The sequence below is a fragment of the Solibacillus sp. CAU 1738 genome (genome assembly GCF_039888725.1).
Taxonomy (GTDB): domain Bacteria; phylum Bacillota; class Bacilli; order Bacillales_A; family Planococcaceae; genus Metasolibacillus.
In genome coordinates, this window is the sequence record NZ_JBDQQN010000001.1 from 64684 (window position 1) to 83438 (window position 18755).

The 18755-nt window shown below is 36.2% G+C and carries 17 protein-coding genes; 15 read left to right on the plus strand and 2 right to left on the minus strand.

Annotated features, from left to right (window positions below; translation table 11 throughout):
- Position 1: 1 nt before the first annotated feature.
- The 3 genes from AAFN87_RS00380 to AAFN87_RS00390 all read left to right on the plus strand — a co-directional run bounded on the left by AAFN87_RS00380 (position 2) and on the right by AAFN87_RS00390 (position 3081).
- A complete protein-coding gene (locus AAFN87_RS00380) occupies positions 2 to 709 on the plus strand; it encodes a pseudouridine synthase (RefSeq protein ID WP_347789010.1) in 708 nt (235 codons plus the stop codon).
- Positions 710 to 857: 148 nt separating this feature from the next.
- Positions 858 to 2384, plus strand: a complete 1527-nt coding sequence (locus AAFN87_RS00385; RefSeq protein ID WP_347789929.1) for a GGDEF domain-containing protein — start codon at positions 858 to 860, stop codon at positions 2382 to 2384.
- Positions 2385 to 2652: 268 nt separating this feature from the next.
- Positions 2653 to 3081 carry a membrane lipoprotein lipid attachment site-containing protein gene (locus AAFN87_RS00390; protein WP_347789011.1) on the plus strand — a complete coding sequence of 143 codons (429 nt, stop codon included), beginning with the start codon at positions 2653 to 2655 and terminating at the stop codon, positions 3079 to 3081.
- Between the two features lie 288 nt (positions 3082 to 3369).
- Here the strand turns inward: AAFN87_RS00390 and AAFN87_RS00395 are convergent, their stop codons facing one another.
- A complete protein-coding gene (locus AAFN87_RS00395) occupies positions 3370 to 3591 on the minus strand; it encodes a DeoR family transcriptional regulator (RefSeq protein WP_347789012.1) in 222 nt (73 codons plus the stop codon).
- Between the two features lie 328 nt (positions 3592 to 3919).
- On the opposite strand from AAFN87_RS00395, the gene pepV reads away from it, so the two are divergent.
- From pepV to AAFN87_RS00425, 6 genes are all read left to right on the plus strand, one after another.
- On the plus strand, positions 3920 to 5305 hold the full coding sequence (gene pepV / locus AAFN87_RS00400) for a dipeptidase PepV (RefSeq protein WP_347789013.1): 1386 nt from the start codon (positions 3920 to 3922) through the stop codon (positions 5303 to 5305).
- Positions 5306 to 5326: 21 nt separating this feature from the next.
- The gene (gene dat, locus AAFN87_RS00405) at positions 5327 to 6178 is read left to right on the plus strand and encodes a D-amino-acid transaminase (protein ID WP_347789014.1); all 852 of its coding nucleotides are present in this window, start codon (positions 5327 to 5329) and stop codon (positions 6176 to 6178) included.
- A gap of 99 nt (positions 6179 to 6277) precedes the next feature.
- Positions 6278 to 7267 (plus strand): NERD domain-containing protein, encoded by a 990-nt coding sequence (locus AAFN87_RS00410; RefSeq protein WP_347789015.1) that lies wholly within the window; start codon positions 6278 to 6280, stop codon positions 7265 to 7267.
- Complete coding sequence (locus tag AAFN87_RS00415) at positions 7267 to 8181, plus strand: diacylglycerol/lipid kinase family protein (protein ID WP_347789016.1); 915 nt, start codon at positions 7267 to 7269, stop codon at positions 8179 to 8181. The genes AAFN87_RS00410 and AAFN87_RS00415 overlap by 1 nt, the downstream gene beginning before the upstream one ends.
- Positions 8182 to 8250: 69 nt before the next feature.
- A complete protein-coding gene (gene trmB / locus AAFN87_RS00420; RefSeq protein WP_347789017.1) occupies positions 8251 to 8898 on the plus strand; it encodes a tRNA (guanosine(46)-N7)-methyltransferase TrmB in 648 nt (215 codons plus the stop codon).
- A 17-nt stretch (positions 8899 to 8915) separates the two neighbouring features.
- The gene (locus AAFN87_RS00425) at positions 8916 to 9779 is read left to right on the plus strand and encodes a YtnP family quorum-quenching lactonase (protein WP_347789018.1); all 864 of its coding nucleotides are present in this window, start codon (positions 8916 to 8918) and stop codon (positions 9777 to 9779) included.
- 1097 nt (positions 9780 to 10876) lie between these two features.
- On the opposite strand, the gene AAFN87_RS00430 is transcribed toward AAFN87_RS00425, so the two are convergent.
- The gene (locus tag AAFN87_RS00430; RefSeq protein ID WP_347789019.1) at positions 10877 to 11191 is read right to left on the minus strand and encodes a hypothetical protein; all 315 of its coding nucleotides are present in this window, start codon (positions 11189 to 11191) and stop codon (positions 10877 to 10879) included.
- 133 nt (positions 11192 to 11324) lie between these two features.
- On the opposite strand from AAFN87_RS00430, the gene AAFN87_RS00435 reads away from it, so the two are divergent.
- The 6 genes from AAFN87_RS00435 (at position 11325) to AAFN87_RS00460 (ending at position 18586) form a co-directional block, all read left to right on the plus strand.
- Positions 11325 to 12401 (plus strand): M42 family metallopeptidase, encoded by a 1077-nt coding sequence (locus AAFN87_RS00435; RefSeq protein ID WP_347789020.1) that lies wholly within the window; start codon positions 11325 to 11327, stop codon positions 12399 to 12401.
- Positions 12402 to 12668: 267 nt separating this feature from the next.
- Positions 12669 to 13190 carry a DUF84 family protein gene (locus tag AAFN87_RS00440; protein ID WP_347789021.1) on the plus strand — a complete coding sequence of 174 codons (522 nt, stop codon included), beginning with the start codon at positions 12669 to 12671 and terminating at the stop codon, positions 13188 to 13190.
- A 106-nt stretch (positions 13191 to 13296) separates the two neighbouring features.
- Positions 13297 to 13818 carry a hypothetical protein gene (locus AAFN87_RS00445; protein WP_347789022.1) on the plus strand — a complete coding sequence of 174 codons (522 nt, stop codon included), beginning with the start codon at positions 13297 to 13299 and terminating at the stop codon, positions 13816 to 13818.
- Between the two features lie 127 nt (positions 13819 to 13945).
- Positions 13946 to 14761, plus strand: coding sequence for a DUF1444 domain-containing protein (locus AAFN87_RS00450; RefSeq protein WP_347789930.1), 816 nt, complete (start codon positions 13946 to 13948; stop codon positions 14759 to 14761).
- Positions 14758 to 15372, plus strand: coding sequence for a YtpR family tRNA-binding protein (ytpR, locus tag AAFN87_RS00455; protein WP_347789023.1), 615 nt, complete (start codon positions 14758 to 14760; stop codon positions 15370 to 15372). The genes AAFN87_RS00450 and ytpR overlap by 4 nt, the downstream gene beginning before the upstream one ends.
- Positions 15373 to 15640: 268 nt before the next feature.
- Positions 15641 to 18586, plus strand: a complete 2946-nt coding sequence (locus AAFN87_RS00460; protein ID WP_347789024.1) for a DNA translocase FtsK — start codon at positions 15641 to 15643, stop codon at positions 18584 to 18586.
- Positions 18587 to 18755: the final 169 nt, after the last annotated feature.

Here is an 18755-nt window from a genome sequence, read left to right on the forward strand (position 1 = left end):
AATGCGTTTAGATAAATTACTAGCTAATATGGGCTATGGATCGAGAAAAGAGGTAAAGCAGCTACTGAAGCAAAAAGCTGTTACAATAGATGGGGTTGAAGTAAAGGATCCAGCAATGAAGGTTGACCCAGAAAAACAAAATGTCTCGGTTTTCGGTGAGCGAGTTGAATATGTAGAATTTATTTATTTAATGATGAATAAACCTCAAGGCGTTATTTCTGCTACAGAGGATAAGTACGATAAAACGGTTATTGACTTATTAGACCCACTAGCGCAGCATTTTAAACCGTTCCCTGTAGGCCGTTTAGATAAGGATACAGAAGGACTGCTCCTTATTACGAATGATGGCAACTTAGCACATAATTTATTATCACCAAAAAAACATGTACCTAAAGTGTATTATGCACTTATTGACGGTGTTGTGACGCAATCAGATATTGATGCCTTTGCACAAGGTGTTGAGCTAGAAGATGGCTACATGACAATGCCAGGACACTTAGTTATTTTGAAATCTGCTGAACAATCTGAAATTGAATTAACTATTCAAGAAGGTAAATTCCATCAAGTGAAACGTATGTTTGAAGCGGTAGACAAAAAGGTGACATATTTAAAAAGGCTATCAATGGGGAGCTTAAAGCTTGATAAGGTGCTAGAACTAGGCGATTATCGAGAATTAACAGAACAAGAACTCGCTTTATTATTTAATTAAAAATAACTAAAAAGCCGTTACAAAGTATTGTATAATACTATGTAACGGCTTTTTTGTAATAATTAGTAAAATTTTCGATACAAGTTTATTTTAAAGTATTCATAGCATTGTAATATCTAATAAACTCATAGGGGAAAAAGTGTTGCAAATGAAAAATTTACGCTTTAAATTATTAGTATCTTTGACTGTGTTTGCAGTTGTTTTAGTTACAGTAGTGGCTTTTACAAATCGAGGATTATTACGTAAAGATATTCAAACACAAGCTCAAAATACATGGGGGCTTATAGAAAATCATATATTGGCAGATATGCAAACTGTCGATTATGCACATTATTATTTAGAATCTGAACTATCGAAGCAATTAGAGGCTGAGCTTCAGAAAATGTATGATTTGTATGAAGAAAATCCAAATGTTCTGTCATGGGATTTAGAAGCATTTAAGCAAAATCAAAATATGGAATACTACATATTAGATGATGAAAACACAGTAATACATACGACCTTTACTAAGGATTTAGGCTTGAATTTTAATGATTGCTGTAAGAAATTCGCCAACTTACTAGATGAAAGAAGAATGAGTGGAGAATTTTTTAATGATGGTATTGATATTTCGACTCAGACAGGGCAACTGTGGAAGTATAGCTATTTAGCTACACCCGATAAGAAATATTTAATGGAAATTGGAGTTAACGCTACAGACATACTCTTGTTTGAAAAATTTAATTTCTTTGATACAGCAATAAATTTAGTTAGTAAGTATGATGATTTACTCGAAGTGAAAATTATTAATAGTGGCGGTTTCTTTTTAGATGATCAGTGGGATGTGAATGATAATATAAAAGAAAAATCACCTGAATTCCAAGCTGCATTTAAACAGGCACGTCAAACATCTAAAGCAGTGGAATATAAAATTAAGCTAGAAGATGGCTATGTTGAAACATATCGTTTTATTCCTTATAACTCAATGCAAGAGCGCGGATTCTCAACAAAGCGTGTAATTTTCGCGAAATATGGTAATGGTACAGAATTAGCGCTTTTAAAGAAAAATACACAACAGTTTTGGATTATTTTATTTGTATCAGTCATAACATCGTTTATTTTATTAGTTGTTATTAGTCGACTTTTAACAGGTACAATAAAGCTCGCTACATTTGATCCGCTTACAGGTGTAAATAATCGAACATCATATTTATCGTATATTGAAGGGTTGTTGAAACGTAAGAAGAATGGCTATGTCGGGTTACTAGTATTAGATTTAGATAATTTTAAACAAGTAAATGATCAGTATGGCCATATAAAAGGTGATGAAATTCTCGTTGAAATGGCGAATATTTTAATGGATACGGTAAAAAAAGAAGGCTTTGTCGTTCGATTTGGTGGCGATGAATTTGCAATAGTTGTTGAAAATGCAACAGTTGAAAAGATGAAAGAAATATCGAATGAAGTAATTGCAAGTGTTCATCATAAAAAGAATAGTGAAAATGTTATTTGGGGTTTTTTAACTGTTAGTATTGGTTGTGCTATTCAAGAGGAAGAAAGAGAAACAGAAGTTAGCCTATTCATGAGGGCGGATAAAGCGTTATATAAATCGAAAAATTCAGGTAAAGATCGTTACTCGTTTTTTAAGTGTGAGGAGCAACTAGGGAAAGTATCGGCAGTAACTATTCAACAATAAATAGTTCTCTGTAAAATGTGGGGGTGTGCTAATTTTGAGTATTCAAAATTTAGTGCATCCTTTTTGCATGGAAGGCGTTGATTTCCATTCCGGGGCGGAGGATGGATGTTTGTGTATTTGTAATTCTGTTAGGGTTAGAATAGAGATTGTGAAAAAAATGTTCTTAAGCTAAAATAGTCAACGATATTTCTTTGGCTGTACTTATTATTCATATGGTAGGTTAAGTGAAAGAAGAAGCGGATTACATATAATTTAGAGGGAGTGTAAAATGAAAAGAATATTAGTATACTTAAGTCTTATGTTTATTCTTGTTGGTTGTTCAAATGAGAATGGAGACAACTCAACAAAAGAAGTGGATATTACAAAAGCGTTTGTAGAAGAAAATGCAGAGGTTGGGTTAACGTATAGTGAAGTAAGAGAGAGATTTGGAACAGAGTTACTTGCTGATGTAGTTGATAATACGGAAACGTGGCTATACGATTCAACTCAATATAGCGGTTTCGAGTACGATAAAAGTTTGGAAGTTGTATCTTTTGATGAAATTAAATCTGGAAATCTTGAATATCAATTATACATAAACTTTATTGAAGAAGAAGCTTTTATGTACTCTTACTTTTATTTAGGGGAAGACGGAAAAGTATGGCAATATCAAATAATACCTAATAGTGATCCGCTAAATATTCCTGTAAGTCTTTAGTTGAAGATTAGCAATCTAGAATAAGTGATTTTTTTCAATAGTACATATTTCTCAACAAAAATTATAGAACCAATAATAAAAGAATGCCCTCTATGAAAGAGGGCATTCTCATTCTTTCTTTTGAACTTGCAAATGGAACAAACATCGACGAGCGTGAAATACTTTTACAATCTAGCAATCACGTTATACTCTCGAGTTCGCTTCAGAAATGCTCTTCGTGTGAGATTACACTACCCAGTATTTCTTCCAGCGCATAATAGGAATAAACGAGAGTGATTTACTTTATATCTAAGAAGTCATTTTTACTTTTTTCTTCGTCGTTGTCCATTTACCACGACTTGGACTTACGACCAAATCGTTGAAGGCTAACACATTCAAATCTCTTTGAATGGTGCGAGGAGTGATGTTGAACTCTTCGACTAAATCCTGTGTAGACACTACCCCTTTATCAAGAATAAACATGTACACGTCTTTAATACGATTAAGCATTCTATCAGTAGTTGGTTTCATAAATGAACCACTCCTTCGATCTTAATTCTCATGGCAAAGACTAGCGGACGACAATATGTGCAGAGTGCTACATTAGGCTTTGAATTTCTGCCTTAGACAGCCCCTTTTCAATTTTTTTTGTCAGAACAAATATTCTGATAATGAAATTATAGCGCAAAATCAATGAAATTACTATAATAGACAACTATTTATTAAAAATTTACAATATATTTATGCATAATAAGCAAAATCTTTAATAAGCATTTTAAAAATTGACATTGTATATATTTTTGTTGTTATTTAATAAAGAGGCGTACAATATACGATATTAGAGAACGAGGTGTAGCAAATGGAATGGTTAAAAATTGCGAAAGATAGACAAAATGAGCTGTTAACAGAACTACAGCAGCTGATTCAAATTGAAAGTATTTTAGATGAAGAAAATGGAACGGCTGAAGCACCATTCGGGCAAGGCCCATTACAAGCGTTAAACTTTATGTTAGATAAAGGTTTGGCCGCTAATATGAACGTGAAAAATGTAGATAATGTAGCAGGTCATATCGAATTGGGCGAAGGAGAAGATTTACTAGGTATATTATGTCATGTGGATGTTGTACCTGTTGGTGATGGATGGACGTACCCACCATTTGAAGGGCGTATTGTTGATGGTAAATTATTTGGCCGTGGCGCGATTGATGATAAAGGACCAACGATGGCAGCATGGCTTGCAATGAAAATGGTGAAAGATAGCGGAATTAAGCTTAATAAACGTGTACGTATGATTATTGGTACAGATGAAGAAAGTGGCTTCAGATGTGTTGATCATTATTTTAAAAAAGAACAAATGCCGACAATTGGCTTTGCACCAGACGCGGATTTTCCTTTAATTAACGCAGAAAAAGGGATTGCACATATTGTTTTCTCGCAAAAAAATAAACGTACAGCAAATGATGAGCTACTATCCTTTACAGCAGGAAAACGTACGAATATGGTTCCGGATACTGCTACAGCTGTATTAGCTAAGGTGTCCGATCATTCCAACTCGAATTTTCAGAAATTTTTGTCGGAAAATGAGGTAGAAGGGTCTTTCACAAAAGAGGGTGACCGCTATATAATAACTGTTAAAGGAAAATCCGCTCATGCAATGGAACCCGAAAAAGGACGTAATGCGGCTGTATTATTGGCGAAGTTTTTAACGACTGAGTTAACAGGTGCAGGTGCGGAATTCGTACAGTTTATTGTATGCGTGTTTGATGGGAATCATTTTGGTACGGCATTGAATTTAAATTACCGTGATGATATGTCAGGGGAAACAACGTTAAATCCAGGAATCGTATCATTTGGTGAGAATGGTGGCGTGATTGAAGTAAGTATGCGTTATTCTGTCACATACTCTTTTGAAGAAAAAATTACAGCAGCGCAAAAAATACTTGAAAACAAGCCGTTTGTTTTAGATGTTGTGGGCAATTCAGCTCCGCACTATGTACCGGAAGATGATGAATTAGTAAAAACATTAGTAAGTGTATATCAAAAGTACACAAATGATTTTTCTAAAGTTTTATCAACTGGTGGTGGCACATACGCACGCGTTATGAAAAAAGGGGTAGCGTTTGGGATGTTATTTCCGGGTGAGCCAGATGTTGCGCACCAAAAGGATGAATTTGTAATAGTAGAAAATTTAATTACTGCAGCTGCAATATATGCAGAGGCTATTGTAAAGTTAGCTAGTAAATAAAAAGAGAAGAGGTTTAAGGAAATGGGTTATAGTTTATGGAATGACCGCATCGTAGCGGACAATGAGGTAGTAATAGATAAAGAAGACCGTGGTTACCAATTTGGTGATGGGATTTATGAAGTAGTAAAAGTATATAACGGACAATTATTTACAGCAGAGGAGCACGTAGATCGTTTTTATTCAAGTGCTGAAAAAATTCGTCTAACAATTCCATATACAAAAGATAAGTTACATCAATTATTACACCAATTAGTAGAAGCAAATGAAATTAATACAGGCCATATTTACTTCCAAATAACACGCGGTGCTACACCACGTAATCACATTTTCCCTGGAGATGACGTACTTCCAGTATTAACAGGTAATGCAAAGGAAAATCCTCGCCCAGTAGCAAACTTTGAAAATGGTGTAAAAGCAACATTTGTTGAAGATGTTCGTTGGTTACGTTGTGATATTAAATCATTAAATTTACTAGGTGCAGTACTAGCAAAACAGGAAGCACACGAAAAAGGCTGCTATGAAGCAATTTTACATCGCGGGGACATCATTACTGAAGGCTCTTCTTCAAATATTTATGGTGTAAAAGATGGAGTGTTGTATACACATCCAGCAAATAACTTAATTTTAAACGGAATTACACGCCAAGTAATTTTAAAATGTGCGGCTGAAATCGGCATGCCTGTTAAAGAAGAAGCGATGACGAAAGAACAATTACTTGCTATGGACGAAATTATCGTATCATCAACAACTTCAGAAATAACACCAATCATCGATGTTGACGGTCAAGCGATTAATGGTGGACAAGTTGGTGAATGGACTCGTAAATTACAAGCGCAATTTGAAACAAAAATCCCAGCACCGATAAATGCATAATTTTCTATGGATAAAGTTGAATTTCACTTTATCCATATTTTTTTTGCAATCACTCATGTAAAATATTAAACAGTGAAAGAAAAATGGGGTGAAGTTCAAATGGCACAATTAGTAAAAGTACAAGATTATATTTCACGCTATCAAATTGATTTAGCTCGCTATCCAACCCAATTTGTTCGTCTAAAAAAAGGGCAATGGGAGCGCGTAAAGCATCAATGGGAGACAGGTGAAGATTTTAATAAAAACTGGGAACACATTGACGCAGAAGAAGAACAGCAAGTTGAAAAAACAAAGTTTTCTTTTTTGAAAAAATTTTTCCCGTCAAAAAAAGCAGCAGAAGATATTGAGGAAATAGTTGTTTCTACTGAAATAATCGATGAGGATGCAATTCCAGAAGAAGAAACGACTTTATTTTTTGAGCCAAACATCGTGTATAATCCGCAAACTTTAGATGAATTAAAACGCATGTTTATGGATCAATTTTTCCACTTCCAAATGAAATGGGCTAGCTCAACATTGCGTGAAAAATCATATGTAGACCCAAAATATATGCGCGATACATTACTACGTACATTACTTCAAACATTACCAGATAATTATTTAGTATTTTACTATCCAATTTTGCGAGTCAAAAAAGCACCAATTGAATTAGAAATTATTATAATAACACCGGTTGAATGTTTATGTATTTCCGTTTTGGAAGAAGAAGATCAAGCTGTTTATATAGGAAGTAGCGAACGTTTCTGGGTGAAGAAGATTAGTAAATACGAAAAGAAAACATTAAATCCATTAATTCGCTTGAATCGTATGGAAACACTAGTTAAGCAATTATTTGAACAAGAAGGAATTGAAATGCCAATCCGCAAAGTGCTATTGTCTCGTAATGGATATATTGATTACCCAACTTCTGTGTATGGTTGTCAAATTGTTGATAAGCGTAAGTATACTGAATGGATACAGCAATTAAAACGTACTGCCTCACCACTAAAGCATATGCAAATACGTGCCGCACAATCCTTGTTGAAAACAGTCCAAACAACATCATTTAATCGCGATATTTGGAATGTGGAGAAAAAGGAAGAAAATTAATGCAGCTACATATTATTTTAAATACACGTGCTGGTAGAGGGAAAAGTGAGGAGTTATGGCAGGATTGGCAACAGCAACTTTCGGTAGTGCACATATTACATCTCACACAATACGAGGGACATGCGATTGAAATAGCGAAAAAGATTGCACAAGATGCACAAAAGCAGCAGCAACCAACTTGTATAGTAGCAATTGGTGGAGACGGAACAATTCATGAAGTAATTAACGGTGTTATTGGATTTGATTTTGTAACAGTAGGTGCGATTAAAGCGGGTTCTGGTAATGATTTTGCACGTGCATATCGTGTGTTTGGTAGTCCAGGCGAGTTAGAATTATTTTTGCTCAATCCAGGAAGAGAGCCGCATGATTGTGGTATTGTACACCTTCAACAGCCGCGTGCATTTATGAATAGCTGTGGTATAGGTTTTGATGCTTTCGTCACAGTGCTAACGAATGGATCGAAGGTGAAAAAGAGACTAAACCAAATGGGGCTTGGTAAGCTAAGTTACTTGTATTATGTTGTACGCGGGCTAATTACGTTCAAACCATTTGAATTAGTTGTAATACATAACGGAGAAGAACGAATTATTAAAGACGTTTGGTTTGCGACGATTTGCAATCAACCTTATTTTGGAGGGGGAATGAAAATTTCACCGTATTCCAAAACTGATGATGGAGAACTAGAGCTAACAGTCGTTCATAAGCTCTCTCGTATTAAGCTTCTCTTTATATTTAGTACTGTTTATTTCGGCAAACATCTTTTATTTAAAGAAGTGACTCAAATGAGTGGGGAGGATTTCCAGCTTCACTATAATGCTGAATTATTTTGTCATACAGATGGAGAAATAGTAGAAGTAGCAAATCATTCGTTATCATTCTATGTGAAAAAACATAGTTGGTATTTGACAAAATAATAGGTATTACAAAGCGCAATAAGTTATAATAAATGTGAAATCATGTATTAAGAAATGAGGAACTAGCAAGTGAGATTAAGAAATAAACCTTGGGCGGAAGAATATATTAACTCACATCCAGATGTTATTATTCAAAATCCAGAGCAATATAAAGGTAATTGGTCAGCCGTTTTTGGCAATAACAACCCGATCCATATTGAAGTTGGGACAGGGAAAGGGCAATTCGTATTAGGAATGGCTCGTCAAAATCCACACATCAATTATATCGGTATTGAACTATTTGATAGCGTCATTGTTTGTGCGTTAGAGCGTATAGTTGAAGCTGAAAAGCCAACAAACCTACGTCTGTTAAAAGTAAACGGGGCTAAATTAGAAGAGTATTTTGCAAAAGGCGATGTTAGTCGCGTGTACTTAAATTTCTCGGATCCTTGGCCAAAAACACGTCATGCAAAGCGACGTTTAACGCATGAAGGTTTCCTGAAATTATATGAAAATGTGCTAATCGATAATGGCGAAATCCACTTTAAAACGGATAACCGCGGATTATTTGAATATTCATTAATGAGCATGAACGCTTATGGCATGAGCTTGAATTTTGTTTCGTTAGATTTACATGCAAATATGCCAGAAGATAATATTATGACAGAATATGAAGAGAAGTTTTCTGCAAAGGGGCAGCCAATTTATCGTTTAGAGTGTCAATTTAAAACTAAATAATATTGGGGGAAAAAGGGATGGATCAATTTATATTTCACAACATGAAATTATCGTGGTTAAACGGTGGTGTAACGGCATTAGATGGGGGAGCAATGTTTGGTGTAGTGCCGAAAGCATTATGGTCTCGTAAATATCCAGTTAATGATTTAAATCAAATCGAACTAGCGTGTGAGCCGATTTTAATCCAGTATGAAGGCAAAAATTATTTAATCGACACAGGTGTAGGTGCCGGGAAGTTAAATGAAAAACAGCTTAGAAATTACGGGGTATCTGAGGAATCCACTATTGCGAATAGTTTGGCGGAACTCGACATGAAGCCAGAAGATATAGATGTTATTTTAATGACACATTTACATTTCGATCATGCAGGTGGCTTAACACGTTGGGAAGGCGATACGCTTGTACCAGTATTCCCGAATGCAAGCATTTATGTGACGCAAATTGAATGGGATGAAATGCGTAACCCGAATATTCGTTCACGCAACACATATTGGAAGGAAAATTGGGAGCCTGTACAACATTTAGTGAAGCCATATGAAGGTGAATTAGAAGTGGTACCAGGTATTAAAATGATTCATACGGGCGGTCATAGTAATGGACATGCGATTATTCGTCTAGAGCAAAATGGTGAAGTGGCATTACATATGGCAGATATTATGCCAACACATGCACATCAAAATCCACTATGGGTCCTAGCGTATGACGACTACCCAATGACTAGTGTCTTTGCCAAAGATAAAATTATGAAAGAGGCTTTAGCGAATGGCTACAAGTTTATTTTCTACCATGATGCTTATTATCGTATGATTCAGTGGGACGCGACTGGAAAAGAAATTGTAGATAGCTTAAGACGTAGCAATGAAGCGGTAATTCAGTTTTAAATATTTTTAGTGGCGACATTTCTATTTATATCGAAGGGCTAGAGCCGGTCTTGCTATTGCTCTAAAATTGAATGGGAATTTAAAAGCAGGTGCTAAAAAAATAAGAGCACTGAAAAAGTTCATAAATCATTAGCGAGTACGTGGACGAAAATTGTCCACGTATTCGCTTTTTCTTTGAAGCCGTTGATTTTCATTCCAGCGGGCGTTTTGTGGGGGCACGGCTCCATCTAATATGTTCGCTGCGGGCAGTAAAAAAATTGACCTTCTTCTCGTTCTGTTCCCGCAGAAGTCGCCGCCCCCATTCCAATCAACTCGTTTTATTCGTTGACGAAATCACAAAAAGACAATATGCTTCGCCAAATCAAACGAATAGCGAGTAAAAGCCTTCTGAAAGCGAGTAAATCGTATGGAAGAGCGAGTAAAATCAATGGGATAGCTAATAAAGCAACGAGTAGCGAGTAAAAGCCTTCTGAAAGCGAGTAAATCGCATGGAAGAGCAAGTAAAGCCATTGGGACAGCGAGTAAAGCAACGAGTAGCAAGTAAAAGCCTTCTGAAAGCGAGTAAATCACATGAAAGAGCGAGTAAAGCCATAGAGACAGCGAATAAACCCGTCCTGACAGCGAGTAAAGCAGCGAGTAGCGAGTAAAAGCCTTCTGAAAGCGAGTAAATACCATGGAAGAGCAAGTAAAGCCATTGGGACAGCGAGTAAACCCGTCCTGACAGCGAGTAAAGCAACGAGTAGCGAGTAAAAGCCTTCTGAAAGCGAGTAAATCGCATGGAAGAGCAAGTAAAGCCAATGGGACAGCGAGTAAACCCATCCTGGCAGCGAGTAAAGTAGCGAGTAGCGAGTAAAAGCCCTCTGACAGCGAGTAAATCCCATGGAAGAGGCGTTCGTTGATTTTTCAATTATCCTAGGCGAAAAATAGAAAAGGAGAAAGAAATAAGGCACCTCTTGTTCAATTTTGAACAAAAAGTGCCTTACTTTTATTTTGAAAAACAGATTCGTCATATAAACGAGGGGTTTTTCAGTGCCCTCAAAAAAACAAATCGTTTTTTTTCACCTGCTTTATATAATAAGCACAACCCGTTAATAATGTTAAACTTTATTTATTTCTAGTATGAACCCTGTACGAGCGTCTGCTGCAAATTCAAATGTTTCCATTTCACCGTTCATTATTCGTGAAATGCCCCCGCGATATACTGGTGCTTGCGTGAAGCCATTGTTGTAATCCTCGGTTTTCATAAAAATCCATGAACCATCAATAGGAGATTCCTTTTTAAATTCATTTTTAATATTCGTTAATACTTCATTTGATGACATATAAGGATCGACCCGTTCACTTACTTCTTTAATAATAACAGCTGCCGCTAGCCCCGTGACAACACCCATCGCAAAATCTCGTAATTTCATTGATTTCCCCTCCTAGTCCGATATTTTTTACTTTATCATACAAATGTCATGAAGTAAAAAATAGAAAGTTCGAATGGCGAAATAATATATGGTATAATTAAGTTGTATTTCACTTAAGGGAGCGTGTGTGCAATTGAATCAAGAAACATTGCAACTATTTAAAACGTTAACAGAATTACCTGGTGCACCAGGAAACGAGCATGCAGTACGTACATTTATGCGTAGTGAGCTTGAAAAATATTCAGATGAAATTATTCAAGACAATTTAGGCGGCATTTTTGGTGTGCGCAAATCAGATGATGAAAACGCACCTAAAATATTAGTAGCCGGCCATATGGATGAAGTTGCGTTTATGGTTACTTCGATAACTGATAACGGAATGATCCGATTCCAAACACTTGGAGGCTGGTGGAATCAAGTAATGCTTGCACAGCGTGTGACAGTGTATGCAAAAGATCGTGAAATTCCAGGTGTCATCGCATCAATTCCTCCACATCTTTTAACAGATGCAGAGCGAGCAAAACCGATGGATATGAAAAACATGTTAATCGATATTGGTGCGGATTCAAAAGAAGATGCGCAGTCAATGGGAGTTCGACCAGGTCAATCAATTATTCCGATTTGTCCATTCACACCTATGGCCAACCCGAACAAAATTATGGCAAAGGCTTGGGATAACCGATACGGCTGTGGTTTAGCAATCGAATTGTTAAAAGAATTAAAAGATGAAAAACTAGTGAACCATTTATATTCTGGCGCAAACGTAATGGAAGAAGTAGGATTACGTGGCGCAGGTGTTTCTGCCAACATGATTAAGCCCGATTTATTCTTCGCATTAGATGCATCACCAGCAAATGATACTTCAGGCGATAAAAATCAATTTGGGCAGCTAGGTAAAGGACCGCTATTACGTATTTTCGATCGTACAATGGTAACGCACCGTGGTATGCGTGAATTTATTTTAGATACTGCGGAATCAAATAATATTCCGTATCAATATTTCGTTTCACCAGGTGGTACAGATGCAGGAAAAGTGCATACTCAAAATGACGGTATTCCTTCAGCTGTAATCGGTATTTGTTCACGCTATATCCACACATCTGCATCAATCATCCATATAGATGATTATGCGGCTGCAAAAGAATTACTAGTGAAATTAGTAAAATCAGCAGACCGTACAACATTAGAATCAATTCGTGCAAATGTGTAAAAATATTCTAATAAATTAATACAAAGCAAGGGACTGTCTTTTAATGAGACAGTCCTATTTTTTACAAAAAAAGTGCAAAAATCTTAGAGTATGTAGCTTGATTATAAAGTGTAAAGCTATGAGGAATCGTCAATAATCATCCTTACAGCAACTATTTTTCAACACTAGTAGAAAATGGTTACAATTTCTTGTAAAACTTTTGTTCTATTCACATACGTTACTTATGACTTATAATAGAGTGTGTAGACTATAATGGAGTTGAGTGATTTGATAGTAGCCATTGGAACGTTAAATAAAGCAAAGACTAGAGCCGTGGAGCAAGTAATTCGCAAGTATTATGAAGACGTTGAGTTTGTTCATATTGACGTACCTTCAGGGGTGTCTCAGCAGCCTTTTTCCGATATTGAAACGAGACAAGGTGCAATTAATCGAGCTATGAATACACTAAACCGTGCGAACGCTGATTTGAATTTTGGCTTAGAAGGTGGTGTACATGAAATTGATGGGCAAATGTACTGCTGCAACTGGGGTGCAGTTGCATTAAAAAATGGCACTATTATTAGTGGTGCAGGTGCACAATTTATTTTGCCTGAAGAAATCGCTCGTGAACTGCGTAGTGGTTTAGAGCTTGGTCCTGTCATGGATGCATTTACAAATACGAAGAATATTCGTCATAGTGCAGGGGCAATAGGTATTTTTACGAATAAATTAATTGACCGTACCGAAATGTTCGAGCATATTGTCAAACTACTAATTGGACAAGTAATGTATCAAAATAAGTACAATTGATGAAGTAGAATTTTGTAAAAAAAACCGCTTTTCATAAGCAGGTCATTTGCGACATAGTTTTATCTTATTTTACAATAGACAGTATTATAGAAAGCGAGGGAAGACGATGAATCGGAAATGGATTCAAAGTATTGCAATTTTAATATTAGCTTTAAGTCTTGCTGGGTGTGGTAAATCTATAGAGGAGCAAATTGAAGTAGGTGTAGCGAATGCACAATCGACTTTTAAGGAAGCTGCCCAAACGCCTAATACAACGATTGGTAATATACAATTATTTATTCCAAAAGGTTATACTGTCGAGCAAGGTGTTGATGAGATGAATTATATTTTAAAGAAAGATAAAGATTCTTTCCTATTATTTGTCAATGCTATTGAAACTGAAGACAGTAAACTGCATTACGAAAATTTATTAGCAGATAAAACAAAAGATGTTGTGAAATCTCAAGACTTTGAAACAGCTGGAGCATTTGGCTTTTCTGCTGTAGTGAAGCATAGTGAAGATGAGTATGAGCTTATCGTAGGTAGCGGTGGTATTAAGATGACAACTATTTCACAAAATAAAAAAATTGAAAATAAGCTTAGCGAAATGATGCAAATTGTGCGCTCTGTGCAAATTTCTAAAAAATAGTAGCGGAATTATATAATTTAAGCGTTCAGTAAAGCGAGTGAATGCTTTTTTTGATATACTAATAATACTTAGAACGGTTCACAAAATGTGAGCCGTTTATTTATGTGTATGAATAGGAGTGACAATGTTGAAATCACCACAACTCGTTCAAGAACTAAAAAAACGTCTCGGTGAGGAGCTTTTTGAATGGTCATTCGATAAAGAAAAAGACAAAGTACGCCTTGAACACAAAGTTTTACAGCGCGGCATGGATATTTCATTATCTGAAATACTTGCAAAATATACAACAAAAAAAGAATCGGCAATTGATGAAGTTGTGTACACAATCGAGCAAACATTTTTAGCTATGACGCAAGAACAACAACAAGGTTTTACGGATTTATCGGACATTTACCCAGTTATAAGATCTACATCATTTCCGCAGCAGTCTAATGAAGGACATGCTTTTGTAACGACAGAGCATACAGCGGAGACTCGTATTTTTTATGCGCTTGATCTTGGGACAACATATCGTTTGCTAGATGAATCATTGTTAGAACAACTAGGGGTTACTGCAGAAAAAGTTCGTGAAGTAGCACGTTTTTCAGTTAAAAAATTACCGACAACGACGACGCGAGATGAAGTAGCGGGAAATGTGTTTTATTTCTTAAATCATAATGATGGCTATGATGCCAGCCGTATTTTAAATGAAGCTTTTTTAAAGGATATGGCTGCACAAGTAGAAGGCGATATGACAGTATCTGTACCGCATCAAGATGTATTAATTATTGGTGATATTCGCAACGAAGTAGGGTATGATGTATTAGCACAGATGGCTATGCATTTCTTTACTGTCGGAGCTGTGCCAATTACGTCGCTTTCATTCGTATATGAAAATGGCGAATTAGAACCTATATTTATACTAGCAAAAAACAAAGTGAAAAGGGAGCAAAATGAACAATGAATGTAGCATACAATAAAGAGCATGTTGGTGACGTGCTATTAGTACAATTAGCATCAGAAAAAATTATTAAAACGGTTATGGAGCGTATCGGTGACGTCGCCATTTTAAAAGAAGAAGCGACAGGTGAAGTAAAAGCTTTTAATCTATTCAACGCAAGCAAATACATGGAGTTAAATGTAGCCGGCAATGTTGAAGTAACACCTGAGTTTGTTGAAAAATTAGAAGCAGCTATTACTGCAAATAATGTAGAAGTTTCTTTAGATGTTGACTTCTCTCCAAAATTTGTTGTTGGTCATGTTGAAGAGAAAGAAAAGCATCCAAATGCTGATAAATTAAGCATTTGTAAAGTAAACGTTGGCGATGAAACATTACAAATCGTTTGTGGCGCTCCGAATGTAGAAGCGGGCCAAAAAGTTGTAGTAGCAAAAATAGGTGCTGTAATGCCTTCAGGATTATTAATAAAAGAAGGTAATTTACGCGGAGTTGATTCATTCGGTATGCTCTGCTCTGCACGCGAGTTAGCAATTCCAGGAGCACCAGAAGTAAAAGGTATTTTAGTATTAGAAGCAGATGCTGAGGTAGGTACTGCATTCGCTATTCCAACTCGATAAAAATGAAGCTAGCATCGGAGAATTCCGGTGCTAGTTTTTTTAATTTTCCCCTTGTTATTACTGCATTTACAGCGGTAAATATGATATGCTTTTCATGAAATAATAAATTATAGTCGAAATCGGCTGTTATTAGAAAAAAATGTTTATTTTATATGATTATTGTTGTGCATAAATGGATAGAAATTTAAGTAGAATTTATTTTAAAGCGCTTATGTGTAGCATATTATCATATAATAGAAGGGTTATCGATGAAGAAAAGAGTGATACGATGAATTGGTTTAAAAAACAAATTAATAAATTATTATATATAGATGAAGAAGAGCAAGAAGAACAATTTGAAGCTTTTGAAACGGAAGAGGAGGAGCGAGTAGAAATACATAAGCAAACTCAACAATCATCTTTCCGTTTCCCGTTAATTAGTGACGAAGAAGTCGTGCCACAGCCACAAGCTCAGCCTAAACAATCGGCTATTGTCTCGGAAAATAGCGATAGCTTTGAATTACCGAAATATTTGCAGAAATCTAACGCGAATGTATACGATGTGGAAGTGTCGGGTATCCGTGATTTATTGGAGCGTCGAAAAAAAGGAAGGGGTTATTCGCAAGTCATTCGCAGTAGTGGTACAGAGCGCCGACCGGAAATGAAGAAAGATGAAACCGAATTATTATCAAAAAAACCTATACGGTCTCAAAAGGAAGTAAATGAAGAGTTTGTTAATCCTTTGCAAAAGCGTAAACGTTTCGTGCCAACAAATGTACCATCGCCAGTATATGGTTTTGCTAAACCGAAGCCAATTGAAGAGCTACTACCAAAGAAGGAAGAGCTAAAACAAGAAATGGAAGAAACTGCTGTTGAACCATTTGCTGAAACATCTGTTTTACTACAAGAAGTGGTTGAGATTCCAGTTATTCTTGAACAACCAATAGTTGAGGAAGAGGTACCTTTGCCACAAGTGATGAAAGAAACTGTGCAGGAAAAGGTAGCAACAATTGAACTGTTTGAGCAAGAACAAGCACCTAAACCGGTTGACGTGAATAAATCTTATTATGAGAATACTAAACAGCCGCCTACTTTTGTGGAAGACCTAAATGACAGTGGACAGTTAAGTGAAGTAACAGTAGAGCATTTAACTATTGAAAATTCAACGATCCATATCGGGCATTTAAATGTCGACCAAGCACAGCAAAATGAGATGTTTCAAATAAAAAGTGAAGAAACTGCGGCAACTCAATCAGTAATGCCAAGTGGAGAAAATTCTACAGGAAGTAGATTGCCATTTAATGTGTTAATGTTAAAATCGGATAAGCAAAAGCTAATTGCAAAACAAATGGTAAAGGACCTATTTACTAAGCAAGTAGCTGAAAAAAAGTTAGTGGATGATGAGTTACAAGTACATGCTGAAGTGACGAATGAAACGATAGAGTATCACGATGACAAACCTGATATTAATGAGCAATCTACACACACTATTGATATCCCTTCTTTAACAATCTCTCAGCAGCCACAACCCTTTACGGTAGTAGAAAAGGCTGATGCTGTAGAAGATCTAGAGCTTATAAAAGATGAAAGTGACGAACTTCCAGAAAATGAAGTAATCGAACAGCTAGCTACTTTTGCAAAAGAAAGTAACGGAGATGGAGAGCTTTTAGAAGTCCATCGGGAGCGTATTGCACAAGTAGATGACGAAACTGTACAAGAAGAAAAAGCAAATGAACAGACAAGTACGGATTCTCGACAATCATCTACGTTTTATGAGAAAAATGAAGCCGAACATGTGCAACAATTAGTACAAAAAGAAATAAAACAATATGATAAGCCATCGATGTCTTTTTTATCACCACCTGAAGAGAAAATAGCAGACCTTGACTGGATGGAAGAGCAAGCGGAAGCACTAGTTGAAGCGCTTTCGTATCATCAAGTGACAGCACAAATAGAGTCGATTATGCAAGGACCTGCTGTTACGCAATTTGAGATTACAATTGGCCATGGTACTAAGGTAAGTAAAATTCGTAATTTATCGGATGATTTAAAGCTTGCTTTAGCTGCAAAAGATATTCGAATTCAAGCGCCTATTCCAGGGAAACGTACGATTGGAATAGAAATACCAAACTTAACTTCTCGTGCAGTGCGTTTATCAGAAGTAACGGATAGCGCGGCATTTTTAGAGTCCGATTCGCCAATGGAAGCAGCATTAGGTTTAGATTTAACAGGGAAACCAGTAACAATCGATTTACGTAAAATGCCACACGGACTTATTGCGGGTGCAACGGGTTCAGGAAAGTCAGTTTGTATTAACTCGATTTTGGTAAGCTTATTATATAAAGCAGATCCACATGAATTAAAATTGATGCTAATCGACCCGAAAATGGTTGAATTAGCACCATTTAACCATATCCCGCATCTAGTAAGCCCAGTTATTACAGATGTGAAAGCTGCAGCGGCGGCATTAAAATGGGCAGTAGAAGAGATGGAAAGACGTTATCAGCTGTTTATGCATGCAGAAGTCCGTGACATTACACGCTTTAATGCAATTGCTGAAGCAAATGGTCAATATGCACAAAAGCTACCATATCTATTAATTGTTATTGATGAATTAGCTGATCTAATGATGATGGCACCAGCAGATGTGGAAGATGCTATTTGTCGTATTGCACAAAAGGCACGTGCATGCGGAATTCACTTAATTGTCGCAACACAACGACCTTCTGTAGATGTTATTACGGGTTTGATTAAAGCGAATATTCCAACACGTATTGCCTTTTCTGTGTCATCACAAATAGATTCACGTACCATTTTAGATATCCAAGGGGCAGAGCGTTTGCTAGGTCGCGGGGATATGCTGTATTTAGGAAATGGTATGTCAGCGCCTCAACGTATTCAAGGAACTTTTGTCACAGATGATGAAATCGAAAACATTATATCGTATGTACGCAGTCAAGGTGAGCCAGATTATATTTTTGAACAAGAAGAACTGTTAAAAAAAGTTGAGATGGTAGAAGAGCAGGATGAATTATTCGAGGAAGTATGTCGTTTCGTTTATGAGCAAGGTACGGCTTCTACTTCATCGATTCAACGTAAATATCATATTGGTTATAACCGTGCAGCAAGACTAGTCGATATGTTAGAAAAGCACGGTTTCGTATCAGAGCAGCGTGGGAGTAAACCTCGTGAATCTTTTATAACAGAATCTGACTTAGTATCGATGTTTGAATAAAATAGTAGGCAAGTACATTCATGACACTTTAAAAATTACATTTTATTAAAGTCTATTTTGAAATACTTAAAGAGGTAGTGGAATTTACTACCTCTTCATGTAATACAGAAAAATTTGAAAAGTCGTTCATTTATTGTTCTACATATTTAGTGCTATAATGAATTAGTCT